Origin of the sequence: Streptomyces albospinus (assembly GCF_014648695.1) — a bacterium.
Lineage (GTDB): Bacteria > Actinomycetota > Actinomycetes > Streptomycetales > Streptomycetaceae > Streptomyces > Streptomyces albospinus.
Genome location: NZ_BMRP01000007.1, coordinates 242,913 through 267,239 on the forward strand (window position 1 = coordinate 242,913; position 24,327 = coordinate 267,239).

The 24,327-nt window shown below is 73.6% G+C and carries 18 protein-coding genes and 3 tRNA genes; 11 read left to right on the top strand and 10 right to left on the bottom strand.

Annotated elements, in window-relative coordinates; translation table 11 throughout:
• Positions 1-17: 17 nt before the first annotated feature.
• Both IEZ17_RS13000 and IEZ17_RS13005 read right to left on the bottom strand, forming a co-directional pair.
• Complete coding sequence (locus IEZ17_RS13000) at positions 18-1,679, bottom strand: ABC transporter permease (RefSeq protein ID WP_189299617.1); 1,662 nt, start codon at positions 1,677-1,679, stop codon at positions 18-20.
• Positions 1,676-2,701 (bottom strand): ABC transporter ATP-binding protein, encoded by a 1,026-nt coding sequence (locus IEZ17_RS13005; RefSeq protein ID WP_189299619.1) that lies wholly within the window; start codon positions 2,699-2,701, stop codon positions 1,676-1,678. Before IEZ17_RS13005 ends, IEZ17_RS13000 begins: the two co-directional genes overlap by 4 nt.
• Before the next feature lie 93 nt (positions 2,702-2,794).
• Here IEZ17_RS13005 and IEZ17_RS13010 point away from each other — a divergent pair, with 93 nt between their 5' ends.
• Positions 2,795-3,394, top strand: a complete 600-nt coding sequence (locus tag IEZ17_RS13010) for a GbsR/MarR family transcriptional regulator (RefSeq protein ID WP_189299621.1) — start codon at positions 2,795-2,797, stop codon at positions 3,392-3,394.
• A 31-nt stretch (positions 3,395-3,425) separates the two neighbouring features.
• On the opposite strand, the gene IEZ17_RS13015 is transcribed toward IEZ17_RS13010, so the two are convergent.
• A complete protein-coding gene (locus IEZ17_RS13015) occupies positions 3,426-4,457 on the bottom strand; it encodes a diacylglycerol kinase family protein (RefSeq protein ID WP_189299623.1) in 1,032 nt (343 codons plus the stop codon).
• 236 nt (positions 4,458-4,693) lie between these two features.
• Here IEZ17_RS13015 and IEZ17_RS13020 point away from each other — a divergent pair, with 236 nt between their 5' ends.
• Positions 4,694-5,980, top strand: a complete 1,287-nt coding sequence (locus tag IEZ17_RS13020) for an adenylosuccinate synthase (RefSeq protein WP_189299625.1) — start codon at positions 4,694-4,696, stop codon at positions 5,978-5,980.
• 63 nt (positions 5,981-6,043) lie between these two features.
• Here IEZ17_RS13020 and IEZ17_RS13025 read toward each other — a convergent pair whose 3' ends face one another.
• Positions 6,044-7,648: a serine/threonine-protein kinase gene (locus IEZ17_RS13025; protein ID WP_189299627.1), complete on the bottom strand. Its 1,605-nt coding sequence runs from the start codon at positions 7,646-7,648 to the stop codon at positions 6,044-6,046.
• Positions 7,649-8,036: 388 nt separating this feature from the next.
• Between IEZ17_RS13025 and IEZ17_RS13030 the strand changes: the two genes are divergently transcribed.
• The 4 genes from IEZ17_RS13030 (at position 8,037) to IEZ17_RS13045 (ending at position 11,968) form a co-directional block, all read left to right on the top strand.
• Positions 8,037-8,834, top strand: a complete 798-nt coding sequence (locus IEZ17_RS13030) for a VTC domain-containing protein (protein WP_189299629.1) — start codon at positions 8,037-8,039, stop codon at positions 8,832-8,834.
• Positions 8,835-9,072: 238 nt separating this feature from the next.
• On the top strand, positions 9,073-10,431 hold the full coding sequence (locus IEZ17_RS13035; RefSeq protein WP_189299631.1) for an aspartate aminotransferase family protein: 1,359 nt from the start codon (positions 9,073-9,075) through the stop codon (positions 10,429-10,431).
• A 113-nt stretch (positions 10,432-10,544) separates the two neighbouring features.
• Positions 10,545-11,222 (top strand): GntR family transcriptional regulator, encoded by a 678-nt coding sequence (locus IEZ17_RS13040; protein WP_189299633.1) that lies wholly within the window; start codon positions 10,545-10,547, stop codon positions 11,220-11,222.
• 95 nt (positions 11,223-11,317) lie between these two features.
• The gene (locus tag IEZ17_RS13045) at positions 11,318-11,968 is read left to right on the top strand and encodes a putative DNA-mimic protein (RefSeq protein WP_189299635.1); all 651 of its coding nucleotides are present in this window, start codon (positions 11,318-11,320) and stop codon (positions 11,966-11,968) included.
• Positions 11,969-12,078: 110 nt separating this feature from the next.
• On the opposite strand, the gene IEZ17_RS13050 is transcribed toward IEZ17_RS13045, so the two are convergent.
• Positions 12,079-12,897, bottom strand: coding sequence for an SLATT domain-containing protein (locus tag IEZ17_RS13050; RefSeq protein WP_189299637.1), 819 nt, complete (start codon positions 12,895-12,897; stop codon positions 12,079-12,081).
• A 291-nt stretch (positions 12,898-13,188) separates the two neighbouring features.
• Between IEZ17_RS13050 and purD the strand changes: the two genes are divergently transcribed.
• The 3 genes from purD (at position 13,189) to IEZ17_RS13065 (ending at position 18,544) form a co-directional block, all read left to right on the top strand.
• Complete coding sequence (gene purD, locus IEZ17_RS13055; RefSeq protein WP_189299639.1) at positions 13,189-14,445, top strand: phosphoribosylamine--glycine ligase; 1,257 nt, start codon at positions 13,189-13,191, stop codon at positions 14,443-14,445.
• A 447-nt stretch (positions 14,446-14,892) separates the two neighbouring features.
• Positions 14,893-16,806 (top strand): hypothetical protein, encoded by a 1,914-nt coding sequence (locus IEZ17_RS13060; protein WP_229852207.1) that lies wholly within the window; start codon positions 14,893-14,895, stop codon positions 16,804-16,806.
• 256 nt (positions 16,807-17,062) lie between these two features.
• Positions 17,063-18,544, top strand: a complete 1,482-nt coding sequence (locus IEZ17_RS13065) for a N,N-dimethylformamidase beta subunit family domain-containing protein (RefSeq protein ID WP_189299640.1) — start codon at positions 17,063-17,065, stop codon at positions 18,542-18,544.
• Positions 18,545-18,584: 40 nt separating this feature from the next.
• On the opposite strand, the gene IEZ17_RS13070 is transcribed toward IEZ17_RS13065, so the two are convergent.
• A complete protein-coding gene (locus IEZ17_RS13070; protein WP_189299642.1) occupies positions 18,585-19,493 on the bottom strand; it encodes a LysR family transcriptional regulator in 909 nt (302 codons plus the stop codon).
• A 100-nt stretch (positions 19,494-19,593) separates the two neighbouring features.
• On the opposite strand from IEZ17_RS13070, the gene IEZ17_RS13075 reads away from it, so the two are divergent.
• Together IEZ17_RS13075 and IEZ17_RS13080 are read left to right on the top strand one after the other, a co-directional pair.
• The gene (locus IEZ17_RS13075) at positions 19,594-20,829 is read left to right on the top strand and encodes an MFS transporter (protein WP_189299644.1); all 1,236 of its coding nucleotides are present in this window, start codon (positions 19,594-19,596) and stop codon (positions 20,827-20,829) included.
• 87 nt (positions 20,830-20,916) lie between these two features.
• Positions 20,917-21,816: a phosphoribosylaminoimidazolesuccinocarboxamide synthase gene (locus IEZ17_RS13080; RefSeq protein ID WP_189299646.1), complete on the top strand. Its 900-nt coding sequence runs from the start codon at positions 20,917-20,919 to the stop codon at positions 21,814-21,816.
• A 51-nt stretch (positions 21,817-21,867) separates the two neighbouring features.
• Here the strand turns inward: IEZ17_RS13080 and IEZ17_RS13085 are convergent.
• From IEZ17_RS13085 to IEZ17_RS13100, 4 genes are all read right to left on the bottom strand, one after another.
• Positions 21,868-21,940 (bottom strand) — tRNA-Gly (locus tag IEZ17_RS13085).
• A gap of 1,379 nt (positions 21,941-23,319) precedes the next feature.
• Positions 23,320-23,392 (bottom strand) — tRNA-Gly (locus IEZ17_RS13090).
• A 74-nt stretch (positions 23,393-23,466) separates the two neighbouring features.
• Positions 23,467-23,538: transfer RNA gene (locus tag IEZ17_RS13095), tRNA-Gly, on the bottom strand.
• 119 nt (positions 23,539-23,657) lie between these two features.
• Positions 23,658-23,978, bottom strand: a complete 321-nt coding sequence (locus tag IEZ17_RS13100) for a histone-like nucleoid-structuring protein Lsr2 (RefSeq protein WP_189299649.1) — start codon at positions 23,976-23,978, stop codon at positions 23,658-23,660.
• Between the last annotated feature and the right edge of the window lie 349 nt (positions 23,979-24,327).

The window sequence follows — 24,327 nt, forward strand, 5'->3', positions numbered from 1 at the left end:
CGGCGCACGACTGGGGGTCAGCCGATATCGCGGCGGCGGAAGCCGGCCAGGCCGGCGGATATGAAGACCGCCGACAGGGCCGGCAGCCAGAGGAAGGGCGCGGCCGTCACCGCACCGCCCGGGAGCCTGGGCAGATGGCCGTACGGCGAGAGGTCCATCGCCCACTGGGGGAGATCGAGGGCGGGGCCGACCCAGCCCAGGGCGAGGCAGCCGCCGACCAGGGCCCAGACGGCGCCGGTCGCCTTCGGCAGCAGGCCGAGGACCAGCACGGCCAGACCCGTGAGCGTCCACACCGCCGGGAGCTGGGAGAGCGCGGCGGTCAGCACCGGACCCGTGCGGCCGGCGATGTCGCCGACGGAGGCGCCGTAGCTGATGCCCAGGGTCAGCCCGCCGGTGGCCAGCACCACGGCGCTGCCCACCACGGCGATGGCCAGATGGCCGCACGCCCAGCGCACCCGGCCCACCGCGCCCGCCAGGACCGGCTCGGCGCGGTCGCCGGTCTCCTCGGCGCGCAACCGGAGCACCGCGCCCACGGCGTAGATCGCCGTGATCATGCCGAGCATGCCGGTCATCGTGGCCAGAAAGGCGTCGGTCAGCCCCCGTTGGCCGCCCATCCGCTCGAAGATCTCGCGGGTCTGCTGATTGCCGCCGACCATGCTCGCGGCCCCCTTGGCGATCCCGCCGAACGCCGCACCGGCGAGCGCGAAGCCGGCCGTCCAGCCCAGCAGGGTGGTGCGCTGCAACCGCCAGGCCAGGCCGGTCGGGCCGGCCAGCGAGCGGGGTGCCCGGGCCGGTCCGGGGCGGGCCGGCAGAAAGCTCATCCCGACGTCGCGGCGGGCGGTGAGGGCGTACGCCGCCGCGGTCGCCGCGGCCGTCGCGGCGGCGAAGAGCAGCGCCACCCACCAGCGCTCATCGGCGTACGCCCGGAGGTTCTGCGACCAGCCGACCGGCGAGAGCCAGGTGAGCACGGGGGCGTCGCCCCCCTTGGCGGCTCCGACCGGCGCGCCCGCGGCGTCACCGGCGGCGCGCAGCGCGAAGGCCAGCCCGAGGGCCGCGCCGGTCAGGCCCTTGGCCATCCGGGCGCTCTCGGTGAGCTGTGCGGCGATCGCGGCCAGGGCGGCGAAGAACATGCCGGCGCCGCCGACCGCGATGCCGAGGGCGAGTGAACCGGCCGCCGGCTGCCCGGACTTGGCGAGCCCGGCGGCGATGAGCACGGCGACACCGGCGTTGGCGACCAGCGCCGCCAGCAGGGCCGCGGTCAGCGGTGCCTGGCGCCCCACCATGGCGGCGGAGAGCAGCTCCTGACGGCCCGTCTCCTCTTCCTCGCGGGTGTGCCGGACGACGATCAGCAGACTCATCACGGCGGCCAGCACCGCGCCGAGCCCGGCCATCCGCCAGGCGACCAGGCCGCCGACGGAGTCGCTGAAGACCGGTCCGTACAGCGCGCGGAGCGAGGCGTTGGCGTTCATCGACGCGGCCAGGCCGGCGCGCTTGGCGGCGGTGTCGTACAGCGTCTGGAGGGACGAGCCCATGCCGGCGACCGACAGGCCGAGGACCAGCACCCACGCCGGGATCATCAGCCGGTCGCGGCGCAGCGCGAGGCGCAACAGGGCGCCGGTGCCCGCCAGATGGCGCGCTCCCCCGGCGCGGGCGGGGGCCGCCGCGGCTGCCGCGGTCATCGCGCGACCGCCCCTTCGGTGCGGACGCCGCCCGGCCGGTGGACGTCGTCCTGATAGTGGCGGAGGAACAGCTCCTCCAGGGTGGGCGGGGTGCTGCTGAGGCTGCGCAGGCCCGACGCGCCGAGCAGCCGGAGCACGGCGTCGAGCTTGTCGGTGTCGACCTGGAGCCGGACCCGGCAGCCCGCGCCGCCCGCCCTCGGCTGCACGTCCAGGCCATGGACGCCGGGCAGCCGGCCGAGGCCCTCGGGCGATCCGGCGAGCTCGGCGACGACGGAGGTGCGGGTGAGGTGCCGCAGTTCGCCGAGGGAGCCGGACTCGACGGTGCGGCCCTTGCGGATGATGCTGACGCGGTCGCAGAGCGCCTCGACCTCGGACAGCACATGGCTGGAGAGCAGGACCGTACGGCCGCGGTCGCGCTCCTCGGCGACACACGACTGGAAGACCTCCTCCATCAGCGGGTCGAGTCCGGAGGTCGGCTCGTCGAGGATCAGCAGATCGACGTCCGAGGCGAAGGCGGCGACCAGCGCGACCTTCTGGCGGTTGCCCTTGGAGTACGTGCGCCCCTTCTTGGTGGGATCCAGCTCGAAGCGCTCCAGGAGTTCGGCCCGGCGCGCGGTGTCGAGCCCGCCCGCCCTCCCCCAGCTACCGCTGGGAGGTATCCCCAGCCCGCCACTGCCCCACCGGAGGCGCTTCGCGCCGTCCCTTTGATGCAGCCGGCCGTAAAGGTCGATGACCTCGCCGCCGGAGAGGTTCCGCCACAGGGTGACGTCGCCGGGCACGTAGGCCACGCGGCGGTGGATCGCGACCGCGTCCTGCCAAGGGTCCCGGCCCAGCAGCCGGGCGGCGCCGCGGTCGGCGCGCAGCAGGCCCAGCAGCACCCGGATCGTCGTGGACTTGCCCGCGCCGTTGGGCCCGAGGAAGCCGTGCACCTCACCGGCCTCGACATCGAAGTCGAGGCCGTCCAACGCCTGTGTCCGACCGAAGGACTTGTGGAGGCCGGACACGCTGATCGCCTTCGTCATGATTCCGAAGATACGCGAGATTCATAAATTTGTGAAGTTAAGAAACCGTATAAAGTCGGCGGAGTGGCTCTGATCAGGGGAGATGATGCGGGTATGGGCGAGCAGCGACAGCAGAGCAGCGGCGACCGGCAGAGCGGACGGACCGCACAGGGCACACCGGACGCAGCCGGGCGCGACGACCGCGGCTACCGCGACGACGCCGTCCCGACGTTCGTCGAGCGGTTCGCGGCGCAGATGGTCGACGCCGGGATGCAGCGCATGCCGGCCCGGGTCTTCGCCTGCCTGCTCGCCTCCGACACCGGCGTGCTGACCTCGGCCGAGCTGGGCGAGCGGCTCCAGGTCAGCCCCGCCGCGGTCTCCGGCGCGATCCGCTACCTCTCCCAGGTGGGCATGGTCAGCCGCGAGCGCGAGCCGGGCTCCCGCCGCGACCGGTACCGCGTCCACAGCGACCAGTGGTACGAGGCCCTCACCCGCCGGGACAGCATCCTCATCCGCTGGGAGCACACCCTCCGCGACGGCGTCGAGAGCCTGGGCGAGGACTCCGACGCGGGCCGCCGGATCGCCGAGACCCTCGCCTTCATCGAGTTCATGCAGCACGAGCTCACCGGCATGATGGACCGCTGGCGCAACCACCTCGGCCGGCTGCGCGCCGACGAGGACGACACGGCCCCGGCCGAGGCCCCCCGGCGCTGAGCCCGGGCGCCGGCCGCTCCCCGGCCGGCGGTCAGTCCCGCCGCGGCAGCTGGAGCCGCCAGGCCCCCGCCTGCACCGTCCACGTACGCGTCCTGACCGGCCCGCCGACCAGCGCGTCCGCCCGGTAGTGGAAGTCCGCCCCGGACACCGTCACCGCTCGCGCCCGGGCCCGTACGGGGCGCCCCTCGCCGGCCCAGTGGACGACCACCTCGGCCAGCCCGCCGGACGGGGCCGGAACGTCCGGCGCCGCCGCCGGCCCGAGTGCACCCGCCGTACCGCTCGCGTCGTCCGTGCCGTCCGGACCGGCGGTGCCCTCCGCACACACCCCGCGCGGCACCACCGACACCCCCCGCACCGGCCGGTCCAGGTCCGCCAGCAGCGCTCCGTCCGCCTCGATCCGCAGCCGCAGTTGCTGCGCCGGCACCCGCCCGCGCCGGCCGCCCAGCCCGCCCGCCGGGGCCAGCAGCGACAGCGCCGTCCGGGCGGTCCGCGCGGCCGGCCGCCACCAGGGCCGGTGCCCCGCCCCGGGGTACGCCGCTTCCCCCAGGGGCCCGGCCTCGCCCGTATACCCCATCGTCCCGACGGCGCCCGGCGGGCCGTACCCGCCGCCCTCCCCCGGATCGCCGTGCGCCCCGTATTCCGGCAGCGCCCCGTCCCCGCAGGGGATCCGCAGCCCGCCCAGCACGATGCCGTCGCTGTCGTCCGTGAGCAGGTCCATCGGCCGCTCCTCGCCGTCCAGCACGGCGCGCGCGGCGGCCACGGCGTCCGTGGGGACGCCCAGCGTCCGGCTCAGCGCGACCGCGGCCGGCGTGCCCACCGGCACCATCGACAGCGGCACCCCGGCCAGCTCCCGCTCCCTGTGGAGCAGGCCCACGACCCGCAGGAGCGCGCGGTCGTCGCCGATCACCACCGGGCGCCGGTGGCCGCGCCGGGCCAGCGCCCTGGCGAATTCCTCGGGCCCCTCGGGGAGGCAGATTTTCGCTCCCGCGCCCGCGCACAGGACATCCTTCGCGATTCGTACGGACTCGCCGTCCGTACTGCGGGCGACCGGGTCGATGACCACAAGCAGGGGGCACCCCCGAACGGAGTCCGCGGGAGAGTGCCCAGAAGGCTGCGCCGACACCTCGGTCCTTCCTCAGGTAGCATCTCGGTGCAAGAGCCCCTTGCGCTATTGCGCCAGGGGCTTCGTCTATTCCGGGGCACCGGTCCGACGGCTCTGGCGATGACGTCTGCGCGAACACGCGACGCCACGCCATCCACGCACGTTGGACATGCCCCGCCCGGAAGGGGTGTACGCCTGTGCCCGCACTTGTGCTGCTCGGTGCTCAGTGGGGTGATGAAGGCAAGGGAAAGGCCACCGATCTGCTCGGTGGGTCCGTGGACTACGTGGTGCGCTACCAGGGCGGCAACAACGCCGGCCACACGGTCGTCGTCGGCGACCAGAAGTACGCACTGCACCTCCTCCCTTCCGGAATCCTCTCGCCGGGGTGCACCCCGGTCATCGGCAACGGTGTCGTCGTCGACCCGGCGGTCCTGCTCTCCGAGCTGAGCGGACTCAACGAGCGCGGCGTCGACACGTCCAAGCTGCTGATCAGCGGTAACGCGCATCTGATCACGCCGTACAACATCACTGTCGACAAGGTGACGGAACGCTTCCTCGGAAAGCGGAAGATCGGCACCACCGGCCGCGGCATCGGCCCGACCTACGCCGACAAGATCAACCGCACCGGCATCCGGGTCCAGGACCTCTACGACGAGTCGATCCTGACCCAGAAGGTCGAGGCGGCGCTCGACGTCAAGAACCAGCTGCTCACCAAGCTCTACAACCGCCGCGCCATCGAGGCCGGCCAGGTCGTCGAGGAGCTGCTGGGCTACGCCGACCAGATCAAGGGCTATGTCGCCGACACCACCCTGATCCTCAACGACGCCCTGGACAACGACAAGGTCGTGCTCTTCGAGGGCGGGCAGGGCACCCTGCTCGACATCGACCACGGCACGTACCCCTTCGTGACGTCCTCGAACCCGACCGCGGGCGGTGCCTGCACCGGCGCCGGCGTCGGCCCGACCAAGATCAGCCGGGTCATCGGCATCCTCAAGGCGTACACCACCCGCGTCGGCGCCGGCCCGTTCCCGACCGAGCTGTTCGACGAGGACGGCGAGGCGCTGCGCCGGATCGGCGGCGAGCGCGGTGTCACCACCGGCCGCGACCGCCGCTGCGGCTGGTTCGACGCGGTCATCGCCCGCTACGCGACCCGGGTCAACGGCCTGACGGACTTCTTCCTCACCAAGCTCGACGTCCTCACCGGCTGGGAGCAGATCCCGGTCTGCGTGGCCTACGAGATCGACGGCGAGCGCGTCGAGGAGCTGCCCTACAGCCAGACCGACTTCCACCACGCGAAGCCGGTCTACGAGATGCTGCCGGGCTGGTCCGAGGACATCACCAAGGCGAAGACCTTCGCCGACCTGCCGAAGAACGCCCAGGCGTACGTGAAGGCGCTGGAGGAGATGTCCGGCGCCCCGATCTCCGCGATCGGCGTGGGCCCCGGCCGGGACGAGACGATCGAGATCAACTCGTTCCTGTCGTAGGGGCGTCCGCGGTACGCGGGACCTGTCGTACGGGGTGACGGCGGAGGCGGCACGCCTCCGCCGTCACCCCGTCTTCGTGTACAGCAGCGGCGCCAGGCCGCCCGCGTCGTCGAAGGTGCGCCGCAGCTCGCCGGCCATCAGCTCCAGGGTGCTGGGGGTGCCGGGGCGGCAGGTGTCGGGCGGGCCGGAGACCACGGTGGACGGGCCGAGCCGGACCGGCGGTCCCGCGCTCTTCAGGGTGGCCGCGAACCGGCAGTCGTACGTGGGCCCGGTGGCCTCCATCCTGAGCACGGTGTCGCCGGGCTTGCCCTGGACGAGGGTGAAGCGCCGGACGTCGGTGGTGCTGTCGCCGACCGTCGTCGACCAGATGCCGAGGTACTCCGGCGGAATACCGCCCTTCACCGGCTTCCCGTCCTTCGCCGGCCTGCCGTCCTTCGCCACGCCGGCGGAGGCGGTGCCGTCGGCCCCGCTCAGCAGCGCGTACGCGGTGGCCGCGCCCGCCCCGGCCAGGGCGAGTGCGCCGGCCGCCAGCAGGGCCACGCCGGCTCTGCGGCGGCGGCGCGGTGCGGCCGGAGCCGCGGGCGCTGGGGCCGCCGCGGCGGGCGGCGGGGTGGACCCGCCGGGGACCGCGGGCCGGGCGTACGCCGGGGAAGGCGAGACGGCGGTGGGCTGCGCGTGCAGGCCGGGCTCCTGGTCCGCGGCCTCCTGCGGGTTCTCCGCCTCCAGCAGTTCCACCGCATGCCGCCCCAGACGGGCCGTCAGCGCTCCTGGGAGCCACGGTTCGTCGTCCGCCGCCCCGGTGGCGGCCCGGCCGCTCTCCGCGCGGGCCACCAGCTCGTCCGGGGTGGGGCGCTGCGCCGGGTCCTTGGCCAGGCAGGCGGTGACCAGGTCGTACAGCCCCTCGGGGAGCCCGGTCAGGTCCGGCTCCTCTTCGGCGATGCGGTACATCATCGCGTGCGGCAGGGTCGTATCGGAGCCGAACGGCTGGCGTCCGGTCGCCGCGTACATCAGGACGGACCCGAGGCAGAAGACGTCGCAGGCCGGGGTGAGCGGTGCACCGCGGACCTGCTCGGGGGCCATGAAGCCGGGCGAGCCGACCGCCGCTCCCGTATGGGTCACCCCGCTCGCGTTCATCCCCTCCAGCGCCCGTGCGATGCCGAAGTCGATGACCCGCGGGCCGTCGATGGTGATCAGGATGTTGGACGGCTTGAGGTCGCGGTGGATGATCCCGGCGGCGTGCACCGACCGCAGCGCGCGGGCCAGCCCGGCGGCCAGGATCCACACCGTGCGCTCCGGCAGCGGTGCGCCCCCGCCGACGACCTGCTGGAGGGAGGGGCCGGCGATGTACCCGGTGGCGACCCAGGGTGTCTCGGCCTCGGTGTCCGCGTCCAGTACGGGAGCGGTCCACTCCCCGCCGACCTGCCGGGCGGCCCGTACCTCGCGCCGGAAGCGGGCCCGGAACTCCTCCTGGTGGGCCAGTTCCGTACGCACCAGTTTGACGGCGACGGTCCGGCCGCGGTCCGAACGCGCCAGGAACACCCGCCCCATGCCGCCCTCGCCGAGCCGCCCGATCAGGCGGTAGTCGCCGATCCGCTGGGGATCGTGCGCGCCCAGCGGAGCCAGTCCTCCGAACCGGCCCGTGCGTCTCGAACGCCCCTGCTGTTCCATGATCCCCCGCTCCTTAGCCCGGCTTTCCCCCGACCCCGCCCTGTGGGAGCGCCAACTCGTCCGCGGTGAGGATATCGAGGCCGTACGTCCGGCCGGTGGTGCGGTATTCGGCCAAGACCTGCGCCCGTAGGGGCGGACTGGTCGCCGCCGTCCACGGGGGACCGGGTTCCCGGCGGCGTGGCATACGGGCCGGTCGGCCGATGGGCTGCCGTGTCGTCAAGAGGGCTTCCGTGTCCGGGAATTGACGAATGGATGACTGATTCCGCGCTACGGAACTTTCCGGGGTTACCGATCGTCGAGACCGGAGAACAACCGCACAGAGCGACGACAGACACCTCACGATGCCAAGGCGTGCACGATCCCCCGTCCCCCATCACAAGGAGACCGTGTGATACCCGCCGTACGAGCCGTCGCGCGCGCCGCGATGGCCGCCCGACCGGTTCCGCTGGCCGAGGTCCAGGCCCGCGCCGAACTCCTCGCCCGCTACAGCAGCACCTACCTCGTCCCGGTCGAGGTCTTCGCCGCCTTCGCGGCCGAACTCACCGACCGGCGGCGGCCCGGCGGCCCGTTCGCGGTGCTGTGCATCAACGGCCGCCGCTGGTTCCGCTACCACTCCTTCTACTACGACACCCCCGACCTGCGTTCCTTCCACGACCACCGGCAGCGCAGCCGGCTCCGCTACAAGATCCGCGAGCGGCTCTACGCCGACACCGGAGAGCGGCAGTTCGAGATCAAGCTCAAGGGGCGGCACGGCGAAACGGTCAAACACCGCCAGCCGCTGATGCCCGGCGCCGCGGCCCTGGGAGACGCCCCGCGCGGCTTCCTCGCCTCCGTACTCGACCGCACGTACGGCATCCAGGCCCCCACCCAACTGGGCCGCTCCATCGAGACCGACTACCAGCGCACGACGTTCGTGGCGGACGGCCAGCGCGTCACCTGCGACGCGGCCCTCCTCTGCCGCGACCTGGAGACCGGCCGCACCGTACGGGCCGACGGCGGACTGGTGCTCGTCGACACCAAGACCTGCGGGCGGCTCACCGAGGCCGACCGGCTGCTGACCGGATACGGGCTCCAGGCCGCCGAGTTCACCAAGTACTGCGCCGGATTATCGGCGCTGCGGCCCCATCTGTACGCCAACCACTGGCAAGGGGCGGTCCGCACCGCCTTTCCCGCCGCGGCGGTCTGACCGCCGTGCCGCGCGCGCCACACGCCGAGCGCCGCGGTTCCTGACGGAGCCCGGGGGAGGTGCCCCACCCCCGGGCATCCCTGGAGTTTCCTCCAGGGCCGTAGACATTCTGTCCGCGCACGTGGTGAGCGCCATACACAGTGTCGGTACCGGCCCGAGGGCCGTGATCCTTAGGCTGGGAGCCGTTCGCCGTCCCTGTCCGGCGGCGGACTCCCGCGACCGATCCGAGGTACCGACCGTGACCACGAAGCACCCCGACCCCGCCGCCGGCGCCGCGGTCAAGGCCGCCGACCGCGCGCACGTCTTCCACTCCTGGTCCGCGCAGGGCCTGATCGACCCGCTGCCGGTCGCCGGTGCCGAGGGCTCGTACTTCTGGGACTACGACGGCAACCGCTACCTCGACTTCTCGTCCCAGCTGGTCAACACCAACATCGGCCACCAGCACCCGAAGGTCGTCGCGGCCGTTCAGGAGCAGGCCGCCAAGCTCTGCACCATAGCCCCGGGCTTCGCCGTGGACGTCCGCTCCGAGGCCGCCCGGCTGATCGCCGAGCGCACCCCCGGCGACCTCGACAAGATCTTCTTCACCAACGGCGGCGCCGAGGCCGTGGAGAACGCGGTCCGGATGGCCCGGCTGCACACCGGCCGCGCCAAGGTGCTGTCCACCTACCGCTCGTACCACGGCGCCACCGCCGCCGCGATCAACCTGACCGGCGACCCGCGCCGCTGGCCCTCCGACACCGCCTCGGCCGGCGTCGTCCACTTCTGGGGCCCGTTCCTCTACCGCTCGCCGTTCCACGCCGAGAACGAGGCCCAGGAGTGCGAGCGCGCGCTGGCCCACCTGGAAGAGACCATCGCCTTCGAGGGCCCGCAGTCGATCGCCGCGATCATCCTGGAGACCGTCCCCGGCACCGCCGGGATCATGGTCCCGCCGCCCGGCTACCTCGCCGGCGTCCGCGAGATCTGCGACCGCCACGGCATCGTCTTCATCCTCGACGAGGTGATGGCCGGCTTCGGCCGTACGGGCCGCTGGTTCGCCGCCGACCACTTCGGCGTCACCCCGGACCTGCTGACCTTCGCCAAGGGCGTCAACTCCGGCTACGTACCCCTGGGCGGCGTCGCCATCAGCGCCGAGATCGCCGCCACCTTCGACCAGCGGCCCTACCCCGGCGGCCTGACCTACTCCGGCCACCCGCTGGCCTGCGCCTCCGCCGTCGCCACGCTCGGCGCGATGGCCGAGGAGCGGATCGTGGAGAACGCCGCGGAGATCGGCGAGACGGTGATCGGCCCGGCGCTGCGCGCGATCGCCGAGCGGCACCCCTCCGTCGGCGAGGTCCGCGGCATGGGCGTCTTCTGGGCCCTGGACCTGGTGAAGAACAAGGAGACCCGCGAGCCGCTGGTGCCCTACAACGCGTCCGGCGCCGCCAACGCCCCGATGGCCGAATTCGCCGCGGCCTGCAAGCGCGGCGGCCTGTGGCCCTTCGTGAACATGAACCGGACGCATGTCGTCCCGCCCTGCACCGTCACCGAGGCCGAGGCCAAGGAGGGCCTGGCCGCCCTCGACGAGGCGCTGACCGCCGCGGACGCGCACACCGTCTGAGCCGGCCGGCCCACCGCGGGAACCTGTCGGGCGGCAGCCCGCCGCGGCCCTCGCCTATCGTGGGCGGGGGCCGCGCTCACCTGCGGTCATGGACGTCGAAGGGGACGCACCGGATGGCCGCCGGCGGAGAGAGCTCAGTCATACGGCGCAGCACCCTGCGCCAGCAGATCGCCGATGCGCTGCGCGACGAGGTGCTGGCCGGCCGGCTGCCGTGCGGCCACCCCTTCACCGTCAAGGAGATCGCCGACCAGTACGGCGTCTCCGCGACGCCGGTGCGCGAGGCGCTGCTCGACCTGTGCGCCCAGGGCCTCCTGGACGTCGAGCAGCACCGCGGCTTCAAGGTGCACGCCTTCACCGCCGACGACTTCCGCGCCATGGTCGAGGCCCGCACCCTGATCATCGAGGGCATCTTCCGCAGCGGCGCCGAGCGGGCCCTGCTGGCCACCCCCGCCGAGGTGCTGATCTCCATCCGGCGCCGCGCCGAGGAGGCCGAACGCGCCGCCCGGGCCGGCGACCTGGACGTCCTCATCGGCTACGACCTGCGGTTCTGGCGCGAGCTGAGCGGCATCGTCAAGAACGCCTACATCAGCGACTTCCTCGACCGGATCCGCGTCCAGACCTGGATGTTCGCGGTGCCCCTGCTGCGCAGCGAGCCGCAGCTGCGGGGCCGCCTCTGGCACGGCCACAGCGAACTCGCCGACGCCCTCCTGCGGCACGACCTGCCGGACGCCCAGCGGCTGATCGCCGAGTACAACGAGCACTCCCTCGCTCTCGTCGGAAAGCGCGGGTAGCACTACGCTGTCCCGACCATCGGCCGTAATGGGCCGTACCCGTGGCTGTACGTGCGCCGGTGTCCCCGTCCCCGACCGGAAGCGAGCCCTCACCCGTGGCATGTGACCTGTGGCTGGTACCCCTCGTCGATGTGCTGTGCCACAGCCCCGACAACCCGTTCTCCGAAGAGATCGCCGCCTACGACAGCGCGCTGGCCGACGCCGGCCTGCCGACGGTCCCGGTCTTCAGCTACATGCCGGGCCTCTCCGGCGATGTGGCACCGGTCGCCGGCTTCGACTACGACGCGCTGCACTTCCTGCGCCGCGCCTACCTCCTGCGGCTGTGCGGCCTGGAGGTGACCCCGGTCGACGAACTGGGCGGCGACTACGAGCAGTTGCTGGAGATGTTCGAGACCACCGCACAGCAGTCCCATCTGGTCTGGCACTACGACCACGCGGGCGCGTACGTCCCGGTCGACTTCCCGCACCCGCTCGCCAACGACGAACTGCTGGCCGGCGGCGGCCCGCTGGGGTCCTCCCACGGCCTGCTGCGCGACCTCGAACTGGTCGCACCGGCCCTCGGCATCGACCCGGCCAACCCCCCGGCCGCGCCCGCGCCGCCGGCCGGCCCCACCTCGCTGGAGGAGCGGGCGGGCGTGGCCCCCCTGGAAGACGGCCCGTTCGCCAGGGAGCGGCACGTCTGGCTCGGGCTGCACGCCGCCGCCACCCGGAGCCTGGGCCAAGGCTCCATGATCGTCTTCAGCTGAACGGGTACGGGCCCGAACCGGCCCGGAGACCGCACGGGGCGGCCCGGCGGGGGCCCCACACACCTCCGCCGGCCCGCCCGGTCCCGTCTCCCGCCCTGCGCGGCGCGCCCTCAGCGGGGTGTCTCCGGTGGGCGCTGCCGCGGCATGTTCGGCCGCGCACCGGGCGGCAGCACGAACCGCCCCGCCTGCCCCGGGCCCTCGTGCCGCGGCGCCGCCCACGGCAGCACCGCCTGCGTGGCCTGCGGCACCGGCCCGGACCGGAACTCCACCATCCAGTCCGCCGTCTCGGTCCGTACGAGCTCCCCGACGTCCTCGTTGAACCGCCGCAGCACCGCCAGGCAGCGCTCCGCCGCCTCGCTCGCGGTGCCCTCCGTCGGCCCGAGCACCTCGCGCACCCCCTCGGACGCCCAGTCGAACTGGAGCGCCTCCAGCCGCCGGTGGATCGCCTGCGCGGTGGCCAGGTCGCGCATCCAGCCGGTGGTCACCCCGAAATACCGGTCGCCGCCCACACACACCGCCGCCAGCAGCAGCGCCAGCGCGCCCCACGGCGCCGCGTGCTCCCACACCCCGGCGAGGTCCAGCAGCGGCAGCGCCCCGCCCGCGGTCACCCCGGCCGCGGCGCCCAGCCGCAGCGCCCGCGCGCCCCGGCGCTTGGCCAGCCGGTCGTGCAGATACCAGTCCGCGGTGCGCAGCGCGTTCTCCTCGGTCCACAGATAGAGCGCGTCCAGCCGGTCGGCCGGCTCGCCCCAGTCGCCGCCCGGAAAGGCCCGCCCGATGAGATCGCCCCGGCCCCGCATCCGGCCGGCGGCCCGGCGCTCCGGATGCCGCCGGTCCCGACAGCGCTCCGGGAACCGCCCGCGGCCCTCGCCCCGTCCCTGCCCGCCCTCCCCCCGAGGGGGACCCTCGGGCTGCATCTCCGGCTGACTCACCCGTGCGCTCCCTCTGTACGGACATGTGCGGTGCGCCCGTGGCGTAACGAGACGGCGGCTGCGCACGTCCTCCTTCCTACCGCCGAACGGCTGGCCACCGTCCCGCGGTCGCGCCGTTTCCGCCCGGAAGTGGTGCGGGATCGGGTATAGGGCCGCCGCGGATCACCCGAAAGAGGTGCCGCCGCGGGGGCGGACGGTTTCCGGCCCGCCGCGCGCCCCGCGTCCGGGCCGTCCCCGCCGCCGTCCGGGCTGGCGTCCGGCCCGTCGCCCCGCTCGTCTAGGCTGCACCCCGTGAAGGTCCTCGTCATCGGCGGCGGCGCCCGCGAACACGCCCTGTGCCGCTCTCTGTCCCTCGACCCCGACGTCACCGCGCTGCACTGCGCTCCCGGCAACGCCGGCATCGCCGAGGTGGCCGAACTGCACGGTGTCGACGCCCTCGACGGCGCGGCCGTCGCCGAACTCGCCGCGGGCCTGGAGGCCGACCTCGTCGTCGTCGGCCCCGAGGCCCCCCTGGTGGCGGGCGTCGCCGACGCCGTACGCGACCGCGGCATCCCGGTCTTCGGCCCGTCGGCCCGGGCCGCACAGCTGGAAGGCTCCAAGGCGTTCGCCAAGGACGTGATGGCCGCCGCGGCCGTGCCCACCGCCCGCAGCTACGTCTGCACCACCCCCGAGGAGATCGACGAGGCGCTGGACGCCTTCGGCGCTCCGTATGTGGTCAAGGACGACGGCCTGGCGGCCGGCAAGGGCGTCGTCGTCACCGAGGACGTGGCAGCCGCCCGCGCCCACGCGCTGGCGTGCGACCGCGTGGTGATCGAGGAGTTCCTGGACGGCCCCGAGGTCTCCCTCTTCGCCGTCACCGACGGCGAGACCGTCGTCCCGCTCCAGCCCGCCCAGGACTTCAAGCGCGCCTACGACGGCGACGAGGGCCCCAACACCGGCGGGATGGGCGCCTACAGCCCGCTGCCCTGGGCCGACCCGAAGCTGGTCGACGAGGTCCTGGAGACCGTGCTCCAGCCCACCGTCGACGAGCTGCGGCGCCGCGGCACCCCCTTCTCCGGGCTGCTCTACGCGGGCCTGGCGATCACCTCCCGCGGGGTCCGCGTGATCGAGTTCAACGCGCGGTTCGGCGACCCGGAGACGCAGGTCGTGCTGGCCCGCCTCAAGACCCCGCTCGCCGGCCTGCTGCACGCCGCCGCCACCGGCACCCTGGCCGCCCTCCCGCCGCTGCGCTGGACCGACGGCGCCGCGGTCACCGTCGTCATCGCCTCCCACAACTACCCGGGCACCCCGCGCACCGGCGACCCGATCGAGGGCCTGGCCGAGGTGGCCGAGCAGGACGCCCCCGAGGCGTACGTGCTGCACGCCGGCACCCGGCGCGGCGCGTCCGGCGCGGTGCTCAGCGCGGGCGGCCGGGTGCTGTCCGTCACCGCCACCGGTGCCGACCTGGCCACCGCCCGGGAGCGCGCCTACCGGGCCGTCGGCCGGATCTCCCTGGACGGCTCCCAGCACCGCACCGACATCGCCGCCAAGGTGGCGGCCGAGGCGTAAGGCGTCCCCCGGCGCGTACGCACGCGCCACGCATGTGGCTCCGAGGCATATGTCATTCCAGATGGCATATGCCTCGGCTGTTTCCGGGCCTTCCGGACAGCCGGGAAGCGGCCCAGACCGACCGGCCACCGGTCCACGGCTTTACCCAAAGCCATTCCATCGAGTGACCACGCCGGTAACCGGCTGACGAGAGAACAACCCCCAACTAGGGTGCCGCGCAAGCGTCCTGTGGTCGCAGTGCCCTCATCCGGCACGGTTGCCACGGCGGCGTCCGGCAAGTGGGTCACCGGCATTGCGATGTCAGTGGCCAGTGCCACAGTGGTGGGGGAGTGACCTCGCTCGTCCACGCACCGCATCAACTTCGTCCGTCCGTCCCGTTCCCCGTCCCGTGTTCTCTCCTTATCTCTCGGTCCGGCTCCTTCAGGACAGCAGGGGGTGTACAGGCTCGTGGCAAGTCCGGAAACAGGCGTCCTGGCGGCGCGTGCCCGCGCCCTGGCCGTACTGCGCGTCCGCGGTGCGGCGCTGGCCGCGGCGATACTGCCCGCCGCCGTCGCCGTGGTGCTCTTCGTCGGCGGCGCCACCGGCCATCTCGGCGCCGGCCTCGGCGCGGACGGTGGCTGGGGCATCGCCCGCTGGACGGTCGGCGGCACCGCGGTGCTCGCCCTCCTCCTGGCCGCGCTGGTCGCCGCGGTCGTCGTCCGCGCACGGCCGGCCCTCAGCCCCTCCGTGCCGATCTCCGAGGAGTCCGCCCCCGATCTCTACCGCCTCGTCCGCGACCTCGCCGACCGCCTCGACGTCCCCGCCCCCTCCGCGATAGCGCTCACCCCGGACTGCGACAGCTGGCTGGAGGACCGTACGCACCGCGCCCACGGCCCGCCGCGCCCCGCGCGGAGCGCCGGCCGCCGGGAGCCCGAGGCCCCGGTCCTGGTCATCGGCTCACCGTTCCTGTGGTGGATGCGGGTCGCCGAGCTGCGCGCCCTGCTGGCCCCCGTGGTCGCCGGCACCGGCCCGTCGGCGCACCCCGACATAGCCGCCGCCCGCCGCTTCATCCGCGGCCTGGACGCCGCCCTCGCGGTCGCGGCCCGCGCCCGGGGCTCGCTGCGCGGCCTCCCGCTCCGCTTCGTCGGCCGGGTGGCCCGGCTGCTGCTGCGCGCCTGCCGCGAACACGCCACGATCATGGAGCGCGGGGTGGCAGCCGCCGCCTCCGAGCGCGCCCAGACCGTCGACTACGGCCTGCGGATCGTCGCCCAGGAGCAGGTCGGGCTGGCGTACGCGGGCTGGGACCGGCTGCTGACCAGGGTCGCGCTGCCCGCCTGGCGGATGGGCCGCTGGCCCTCCCGGCTGGACGCCGGCGTGGTCTCCGCGCTCACCGAGCTCTCCCGCCGCGACCGCCTCGCCGAGGGCTTCGCCTCCCGTCTGGGCGAGCGGCCCGCCTGCGACCTCCTGGAGGAGCCCGGCGTCATCGACCGCGCCGCCTCCCTGCTGGCCGCCCGGCTCTTCCACGGCGGCCCGGCCGAGCCCGGCCCCGACTGGTCGCCGGTCGGCTGGCAGCAGTATCCGGAGGAGGTCGTGGACCGGAAGTGGCGCCTGGAGGCGGCCCGTCTGCACCGCGTCCTCGACGAGCTCCCGGTGACCGTGCCACCGGACACCGCGCCCGACGAAAGCCCCGCCTCCCGTACGCCGGACCGGCCCGCCGCCCCCGCAGGCGCCCCGGCCGAACCGTCCTCCCCGGCCCGGCCCACGGCGCCCACCACCACCCACCGCACCACCGCCACCGCCCCGCCGCTGGCCTACGCCCGCGCCCGCACCCGTACGCCCGCCGGCCACCACCCCGCGAGCCGGCCCGGCGGGGAGCCCCCCGGCTCACCCGCCGCCCCCTCGGCCGCCACACCCGCCGGCCCGACCCTGGCCCGGGTGATCGACCGCCTGGCCCGCGACGCCCGAGCCGGCGATCTCGTCGCCGCCCGGCTGGGCGCGGAGGTCGCCCGCGAGGAGCGCGAGGAAGCCGCCCGCCAGGCCGCCCGCGGCAGCGGCGCGCGGGACGCCGCCGCGGGGGTGGCCTGGGGCGACGGTCTGGCCGAGGGCGGCCTCCCGCTGTTCCCCCTGCAACCGCCGCGTACCGGCCGCGAGTTGCTCGCCGACCACGTCACGGCCATGGTCTGCTGCGCCGCCGTCGACACCGCCGGCGCGGCCCCCGGCCTGGACTGGCTCGACGGCCCCGCCCTCCTCGTGGACGGCACCCGCCGCGCCGACCTCGGCCGCCCGGTCCTCAGCCTCGTCGACGACGGCGACGCGGAACCGCTCCGCGGCTGGCTGACGACGATAGGCGTCCGCCCCGAGAAGCCGGTCCGGCTGGTGTGACCGCTCGTGTGATCGCAGCGGCCCGCCGAATCGGCTGAGCGTTCCCTTCCAGTTCATGCTTCGGGGCAAGCGCACCTGAATTCACGACGAAGGGTGACGAAGTGAGTGCGTAATGTGATGTGCTGGGGGTTGGGTAAGGCCCGTTCGCCCCGAGACCGGGATCCGTCCCCGTGCCTACGGCGGCGGCCCGGAGCGGCGACGGCGGTCACCCGCCCGGTCGGCCGCGGCCAAGGGGGACGCGGGAGGGGAGTGGAAGGTGGCGACGGAACAGATCAGGCGCTGGGAGTCGGGCGCCCTCGCCCATGCGGTCACGGATCCGTTCGGACAGGGCCCGCTGCCCTGGCTGCGCGGCAGCGAGACGTATTTCGACTCCGGCCACATCATTCCCTGGTACGTCGATCCCGCGGTCGCCCACGGCGATCTGCTGGTGCCCGCGCCCCGCAAGCACAACGGCCCGCGCACCGCGGACGACGTGCACCGCCAGATCAAGGGCTTCGCCGGCACCGGCACGGTGGCCCCCGGCGAGGCCATCGACTTCCGGGTCTCGGTCGACCCCCCGCAGCCCTTCAGCATCGACGTCTACCGCATCGGCCACTACGCCGGCGCCGGCGCCGCCAAGATCACCACCAGCCCCCGGCTGGCCGGCATCGTCCAGCCGTCCCCCCTGCTGGTCGACCGCACGGTCTCCTGCCACCACTGGTGGCTGTCCTGGCGCCTCCAGGTCCCCGCGTACTGGCAACTGGGCGCCTACGTCGCCGTGCTGACCACCGCCGACGGCCGCTACCGCTCCCACATCCCCTTCACCGTCCGCGACGACCAGCCCGCCGACCTCCTGCTGCTGCTCCCCGACATCACCTGGCAGGCGTACAACCTCTACCCGGAGGACGGCCGTACGGGCGCCAGCCTCTACCACGCCTGGGACGAGAAGGGCGCCCTCCTCGGCGAACGGGACGCCGCCACCACCGTCTCCTTCGACCGCCCCTACGCCGGCGCCGGCCTGCCCCTCCACGTGGGCCACGCCTACGACTTCATCCGCTGGGCCGAGCGCTACGGCTACGACCTCGCCTATGCCGACGCCCGCGACCTGCACGCCGGCCGCGTCGACCCCACCCGCTACCGCGGCATCGTCTTCCCCGGCCACGACGAGTACTGGTCGGTGCCCATGCGCCGCACGATCGAGGGCGCCCGCGACGGCGGCACCTCCCTGGTCTTCCTCTCGGCCAACACCATGTACTGGCAGGTCGAGTTGTCCCCGTCGCCGTCCGGCCCCGCCTCCCTGCTCACCTGCCGCAAACGCCAGGGCCCCGGCCGCCCCGCCCTCTGGCGCGAACTGGGCAATCCCGAACAGCGCCTGATGGGCATCCAGTACGCGGGCCGGGTCCCCGAGCCCGCCCCCCTGGTCGTCCGCAACGCCGACCACTGGCTGTGGGAGGCCACCGGCGCCCATGAAGGCGACGAGATCCCCGGCCTGGTGGCCGGCGAGGCCGACCGCTACTTCCCGCGCACCAGCCTCCCCGACTACACCCACCGCATCCTGCTCGCCCACTCCCCGTACCGCGACAGCGAGGGCAACCGCCGTCATCAGGAGACCTCGCTCTACCGCGCCCCCAGCGGCGCCCTGGTCTTCTCCTCCGGCACCTTCGCCTGGTCGCCCGCCCTCGACCGCCCCGGCCACGTCGACCAGCGCATCCAGCGCGCCACCGCCAACCTCCTCGACCGCATCTGCAAGCGCGACTAGGGCCCCCGCCGCCCCCGCCGCCCGCCGCGTGCGACGGGCCCTACCGCGCCGCGAACTCCCCCAACTCCCGCGCCAGCGCCACCGTCAGCGCCCGGAAGATCCGTACCTCCTGATGCGGGTCCCCGGCCCGTGTCACCAGCACGCTGTGCGCCGGCGGCGCGTCCAGCACCGGTACGAACACCGTGCCCGGCCAGGGGTAGTAGCGGGCGAAGGACTTCAGCCCGGACCCCGCGCCGCGCCCCGCCGCCACACTCGTCAGCACATCGTGCGGCGTCAGCGCGCAGTCCGGCGCCCGCCGCTCGCCGTCCTGGAAGTACAGGTAGTCGACGAACGGCCGCGGGGTGCGCGCCGGCACCCGCAGAAACGGCAGGTCGATGACGTCCGCGATCCGCAGCCCGTCGTGCGCCGCGTCCGCGAGCGGCGACCGCGCCGAGACCGCCACGATCCGCTGCTCGGTCGTCAGGATGTCCACCTCGATGCCCTCGGCCGCAACCGCGGGCCGTACGAACGCCACATCCACCCGGTCCTCGCGCAGCGCGCTGCAATGCTCGGTGAACGTCAACTCCACCAGATGCACCGGCACTTCGGGACACGCCCGGCGGAAGGCGCCCACCGCTGCCGGGGTCAGCTCCGCCGAACCGTGGCCCATCACCCCGACCCGCAGCCCACGCCCCGGCGACGGACGGCCCTGGGCGGCCTCGGCCACATCCTCCATCGCCGCGTTCGCGGCGGCCAGCAGCGTCCGGGCGTGCGACGCCAGCCGCCGCCCGGCGGCCGTCGGCATCACCGGCCCCCGCCCGCGGTCCAGCAGCCGCGTCCCGAACTCCCGCTCCAACTGCTGGACATGCTGGGTGACCGCGGCCGGCGACAGGAACAGCCGGGCCGCGGCCCGCCCGAAGTGCTCCTCCTCGACCACCGCCAGGAAGGAAGACAGCCGTCGCAGATCCATACGCGCCACGATAAGCCGGGGCCAAGGCCTCCGCCCGGGCCGTTCACGTTTCCTGAACGGGGGCGGCGCACCCGCCCGCCCGCGCCGTACAACGTCCCCCATGCCTCTGTCACACACCCCGACGGCCCAGGTCGGCACCGCCGCCACCGCGGCCACCGCACCCCGCCACTGGCTGCGCGCCGGCTGGCTGATGACCGCCTCAGGGTGGAGCGCCAACCAGTACTCCTCCCTCCTCGGCGCCTACCGCGCCCACCTCGGTCTGACCACCGTCACCACCACCGCCCTGTTCGCCGTCTACGTCGTCGGCCTGATCCCCGGCCTCCTCGTAGGCGGCCCGCTCGCCGACCGCCACGGCCGCCGGCGGGTCACCTTCACCGCCCTGGGCATCTCGGCCCTGGCAACCTGCCTGCTGATGGCCGGGCCGGCCGCCCCGGTGCTGCTGTGGCCCGGCCGCTTCCTCACCGGCGTCGGCGCCGGCACCCTGCTCACCGCCGGCAGCGTCTGGATCAAGGAACTCTCCACCCCGCCGTATGGCACCGCGCCCACCCCCGGTGCCGCAGCCCGCCGCTCCGGCCTCTTCCTCTCCGCGGGCTTCGCCACCGGCGGCCTGGCCGCCTCCCTGATAGCCCAGTGGGCCCCGTACCCGATGACCCTGGCCTACGTCCCGCACCTGGTCCTGGTCACGGCCGCCGCACTGAGCGCCGCCCGCGCCCCCGAAACCGTCCCGCCCCGGACCCCGGACACCGCGGCCCCGGAGCCCGCCGTCCCCGCCCACCGCATCCCGTTCCGCCGCCTCGTCGTCCCGGTGGCCCCCTGGGTGTTCGCCTCCCCCGCCATCGCCTTCGCCGTCCTCCCCGGCCTCGTCGACACCGGCCTGCACGGCTGGCAGACCGTCTACGCCGGGATCATCACCGCCGTCACCCCCGGCGCCGGCCTCCTCGTAGCCCCGCTCGCCCGCCGGCTGAGCGCCCGGCACCGCATCGGCACCGCCGCCGCCGGCCTGCTCGTCACCGCCGCCGGCCTGCTGACCGGCGCCCTCGCGGTGGCGCGCGCGGAGCCCGCCGTGGCCCTGTTCGCCGCCGCGCTGCTCGGCGCCGGCTACGGCCTGTGCGTCGCCTACGGCCTGACGGAGGTCGCCGCCCTCGCGCCCCCGCACCACCTGGCCCGCCTTACCGCGCGCTTCTGGACCCTCTGCTACCTGGGCTTCTTCGCCCCCTACGTGGTCACCCTGCTCACCGGCGCATTCACCCCGCACGCGATCTTCCTCGGCGCCGCCGTCCTGGCCCTGGTCACCCTCGCCGTGGTCGTCCGCGCCGGAGCCCGTACCTCCGATTGACCGCCGACCACCGCCCCCGCGGCACGGACCGCCCGCCCCATACGGGAGAATCACCTCGACTCCTGGATCAACCTACGCGGAGGCAGCGTGTCCGGTTTCGTAGAAAAGCCCGAGCCCGTGCAGGTCCCGGGGCTCACCCACCTGCACACCGGCAAGGTGCGCGACCTCTACCAGAACGCGGACGGCGACCTGATCATGGTCGCCAGCGACCGCACCTCCGCCTACGACTGGGTGCTCCCCACCGAGATCCCCGACAAGGGCCGGGTCCTCACCCAGCTCTCCCTCTGGTGGTTCGACCAGCTCGCCGACCTGGCCCCGCACCACGTCATCTCCACCGACGTCCCGCCCGGTGCCCCCGCCGACTGGGCCGGCCGCACCCTGGTCTGCTCGTCCCTGACGATGGTCCCGGTCGAATGCGTCGCCCGCGGCTACCTCACCGGCTCCGGCCTCGTCGAGTACGAGCAGTCCCGCACGGTCTGCGGCCTGGCCCTGCCCGAGGGCCTGGTCAACGGCTCCGAACTCCCCGCGCCGATCTTCACCCCGGCCACCAAGGCCGCCGTCGGCGACCACGACGAGAACGTCTCCTACGAGGAGGTCGCCCGCCAGGTCGGCGCCGAGACCGCCGCTCAGCTGCGCCAGCTGACCCTCGCCGTCTACAGCAGGGCCCGCGACATCGCCCGCGAGCGCGGCCTGATCCTCGCCGACACCAAGTTCGAGTTCGGCTTCCGCGGCGACCGGCTCACCCTGGCCGACGAGGTCCTCACTCCCGACTCCTCGCGCTTCTGGCCCGCCGACCAGTGGCAGCCGGGCCGCGCCCAGCCGTCCTTCGACAAGCAGTTCGTCCGCGACTGGCTGACCTCCCCCGCCGCGGCCTGGGACCGTACCGGCGAGCAGCCCCCGCCCGCCCTCCCGCAGGACATCGTCGAGCGCACCCGCGCCAAGTACATCGAGGCGTACGAGCGCCTCACCGGCCACACCTGGTCCTGACGGCCGACACGCAAAGACCCCGGTCGGCAACCGACCGGGGTCTTCACTCGGAGCGGACGACGAGGCTCGAACTCGCGACCTCAACCTTGGCAAGGTTGCGCTCTACCAACTGAGCTACGTCCGCATGCCCCGCGCTGCTGCGCGGTGCGAGCCCCACTATAGCCAACCTCGCCGCCCTCCGATGCGCACCGCCGCACCGCGGTGCTCCGCGCCCGCCTCCGCGGTGACGCCCGACGGCCCGTTCCGCACCGCCCCCGGCGCCCGCCCGGCCCCGCTCCGCGACCTCCGGCACCGGTGCCCCGGCCGCCGCCCGCTCCCGCACCCCGTCCTCCCGGTCCGTCGGCGCCGCCCCTCGCCACCGCTCGCGACCGTCGCCAACTCCGCTTCCGCGCAACGGTTTCCGGCCTGCCCGCCGTGCCTGCCCTCCGCCGCACCGCCACCGCCCCCGGTACGCACCTCCGCACCCCGCCCCGGACCCGCTTCACCCGCCCCGACCGCGCCCGACTGCCCCCGAGGCGTCACGACCACCGACCCGCGCCCCGGCACCTCGCCCCCTCCGCGATGTGTCCACCACCACATCCGGCCCCTGCGTGCGATGACCGCCGGATTCCGTCCCGGCGCACAGCCGGGCGCCACGGTCGGCAGCACCTTTCGACCGAAAGGCCGCCACCGCCGGGATCCACTCCACCGGCAGCCCGATTCACCGCAAACGCCGGCGCGACCGGCATCACCGACGACACCGCCGGCGCCGACGGCGCCGGCGTGTTGCGTCCGAGAAGCGCCAACTCGACCCGCCCCAGGGCGAGGAGAACAACCGCCGGTCCGATCTCGTCCGGGGAATCCGCCGCGCCTCCGCAACGCCCTTCTTCGCCTTCGCACCCATGCATCCCCCACCCCCTGTCTCCGCCCTCTCCTCTGCCTCCGTCTTCGCGCCCTTCTCCGCCCTCTTCGCCCTTCCCTTCTCCACGTCCTTTGCCATATGCAGAAATACCCCTTCGGGAGAGCGCGTGCTCGGCACGATCGGGGTTCCGCCACCCACCGCGCGGACCAACTCCCCGTTCTCACGCCGCGCTTCGGTGCCCGTCCGGTCCGTGGGCTCGTCCGGGAACGGAATGGCGCGGCTGCGCGCCCCGGGCAGCCGCTGACAAATGTCAGCCCCCGCCGCCCTGTCGTGAGGGCGGAACGCCGAGCGAATGCGCCCCGGTCCGCACTGTGACGCAGATCGCAGCACCCCGCTCGCGTACCGCTATTCACCCTGAAACGGAACAATCCGAACATGGCGCGAGGGTGGGAGGCCGGCTCGGAGCCCCACCGCGAGCCCGGATCCGCAAAGCCCGATCCGCAAAGAAAGCACCGGAAGAAACCCGGAAGCCGGGAAGTGGCCCGCAGGCCCGCACGCCGGGAACCCGCGCGAGCCGCACGCAGGGAAACTGCCGGACCCTCGGGCCCGCGGCAGAAAATCAAGAAGGCCCCGGTCGCCATGACCGGGGCCTTCTTTTCCTGAGCGGACGACGAGGCTCGAACTCGCGACCTCAACCTTGGCAAGGTTGCGCTCTACCAACTGAGCTACGTCCGCAGGCATCCACTCGGCTTTCACCAAGTGGCGCGACAGCTACTCTACCTGATCCTTTGGACCGGCTGAACTGTCAGAGCGGGTGACAGGGATTGCACACTGCGCCTCCCCCTTGGAAAGGGGGCGCTCTACTACTGAGCTACACCCGCGTGACTCCTCGGGGCCCGGCCTTTCGGCCTCGCCCCTCGGCGTGCTCCAGACTCTAGCTGATCAGTAGGGGTGCTGTGCAAGTCGGCGGTGTGCGGGCCCGCGGCTGCCGGTAAGTCGGTTAGTGATTGGCCGCGTTGAAGGCTTCGTAGACCTTCTTGGGGATGCGACCGCGCGGCGGGACGTCCATCTGGTGGGAGCGTGCCCAGGCGCGGACCGCCGCGGGATCGGGGGTCACCGCGGTCCGGTGGAAGATCTTGCCGGACTTGGCACGCTTGCGGCCGGCCTCCACGTACGGAGCGAGGGCGCCGCGCAGTTTCTTCGCATTGGCGGGATTGAGGTCGATCTCGTACGACTTCCCGTCCAAACCGAAGATGACCGTCTCTGCGGCTTCTCCTCCGTCGATGTCATCGGAGAGCGTTACTACTACGCGCTGCGCCACGGATATCGGTCCTTTCGGGGAGCAACCCCTTGTTGACGTGGGGTGATGCTCCGGATCCGGCTGATTGGGATCAATGCTTTTTCATTTGTACAGCGATGGGCATTGCATTGTGAAGCCCAGTTAATTTCGTCAGCGTGTCTTCATGCAATCCGGACCCCGGATCTTTTCGAGGATTTTCCCTGGGGCGTGCTCCTGTCGATACCGAGCCGTGATCGGGCGCCCGGATATCTATGCGCGTAGATTTTCGAACACGGTACTGTGAGGTCACCGCCTTACGCACCACACCACCGGGAGTGCCAGTGGCACGCGTCGTAGTCGACGTCATGCTCAAGCCGGAGATCCTCGATCC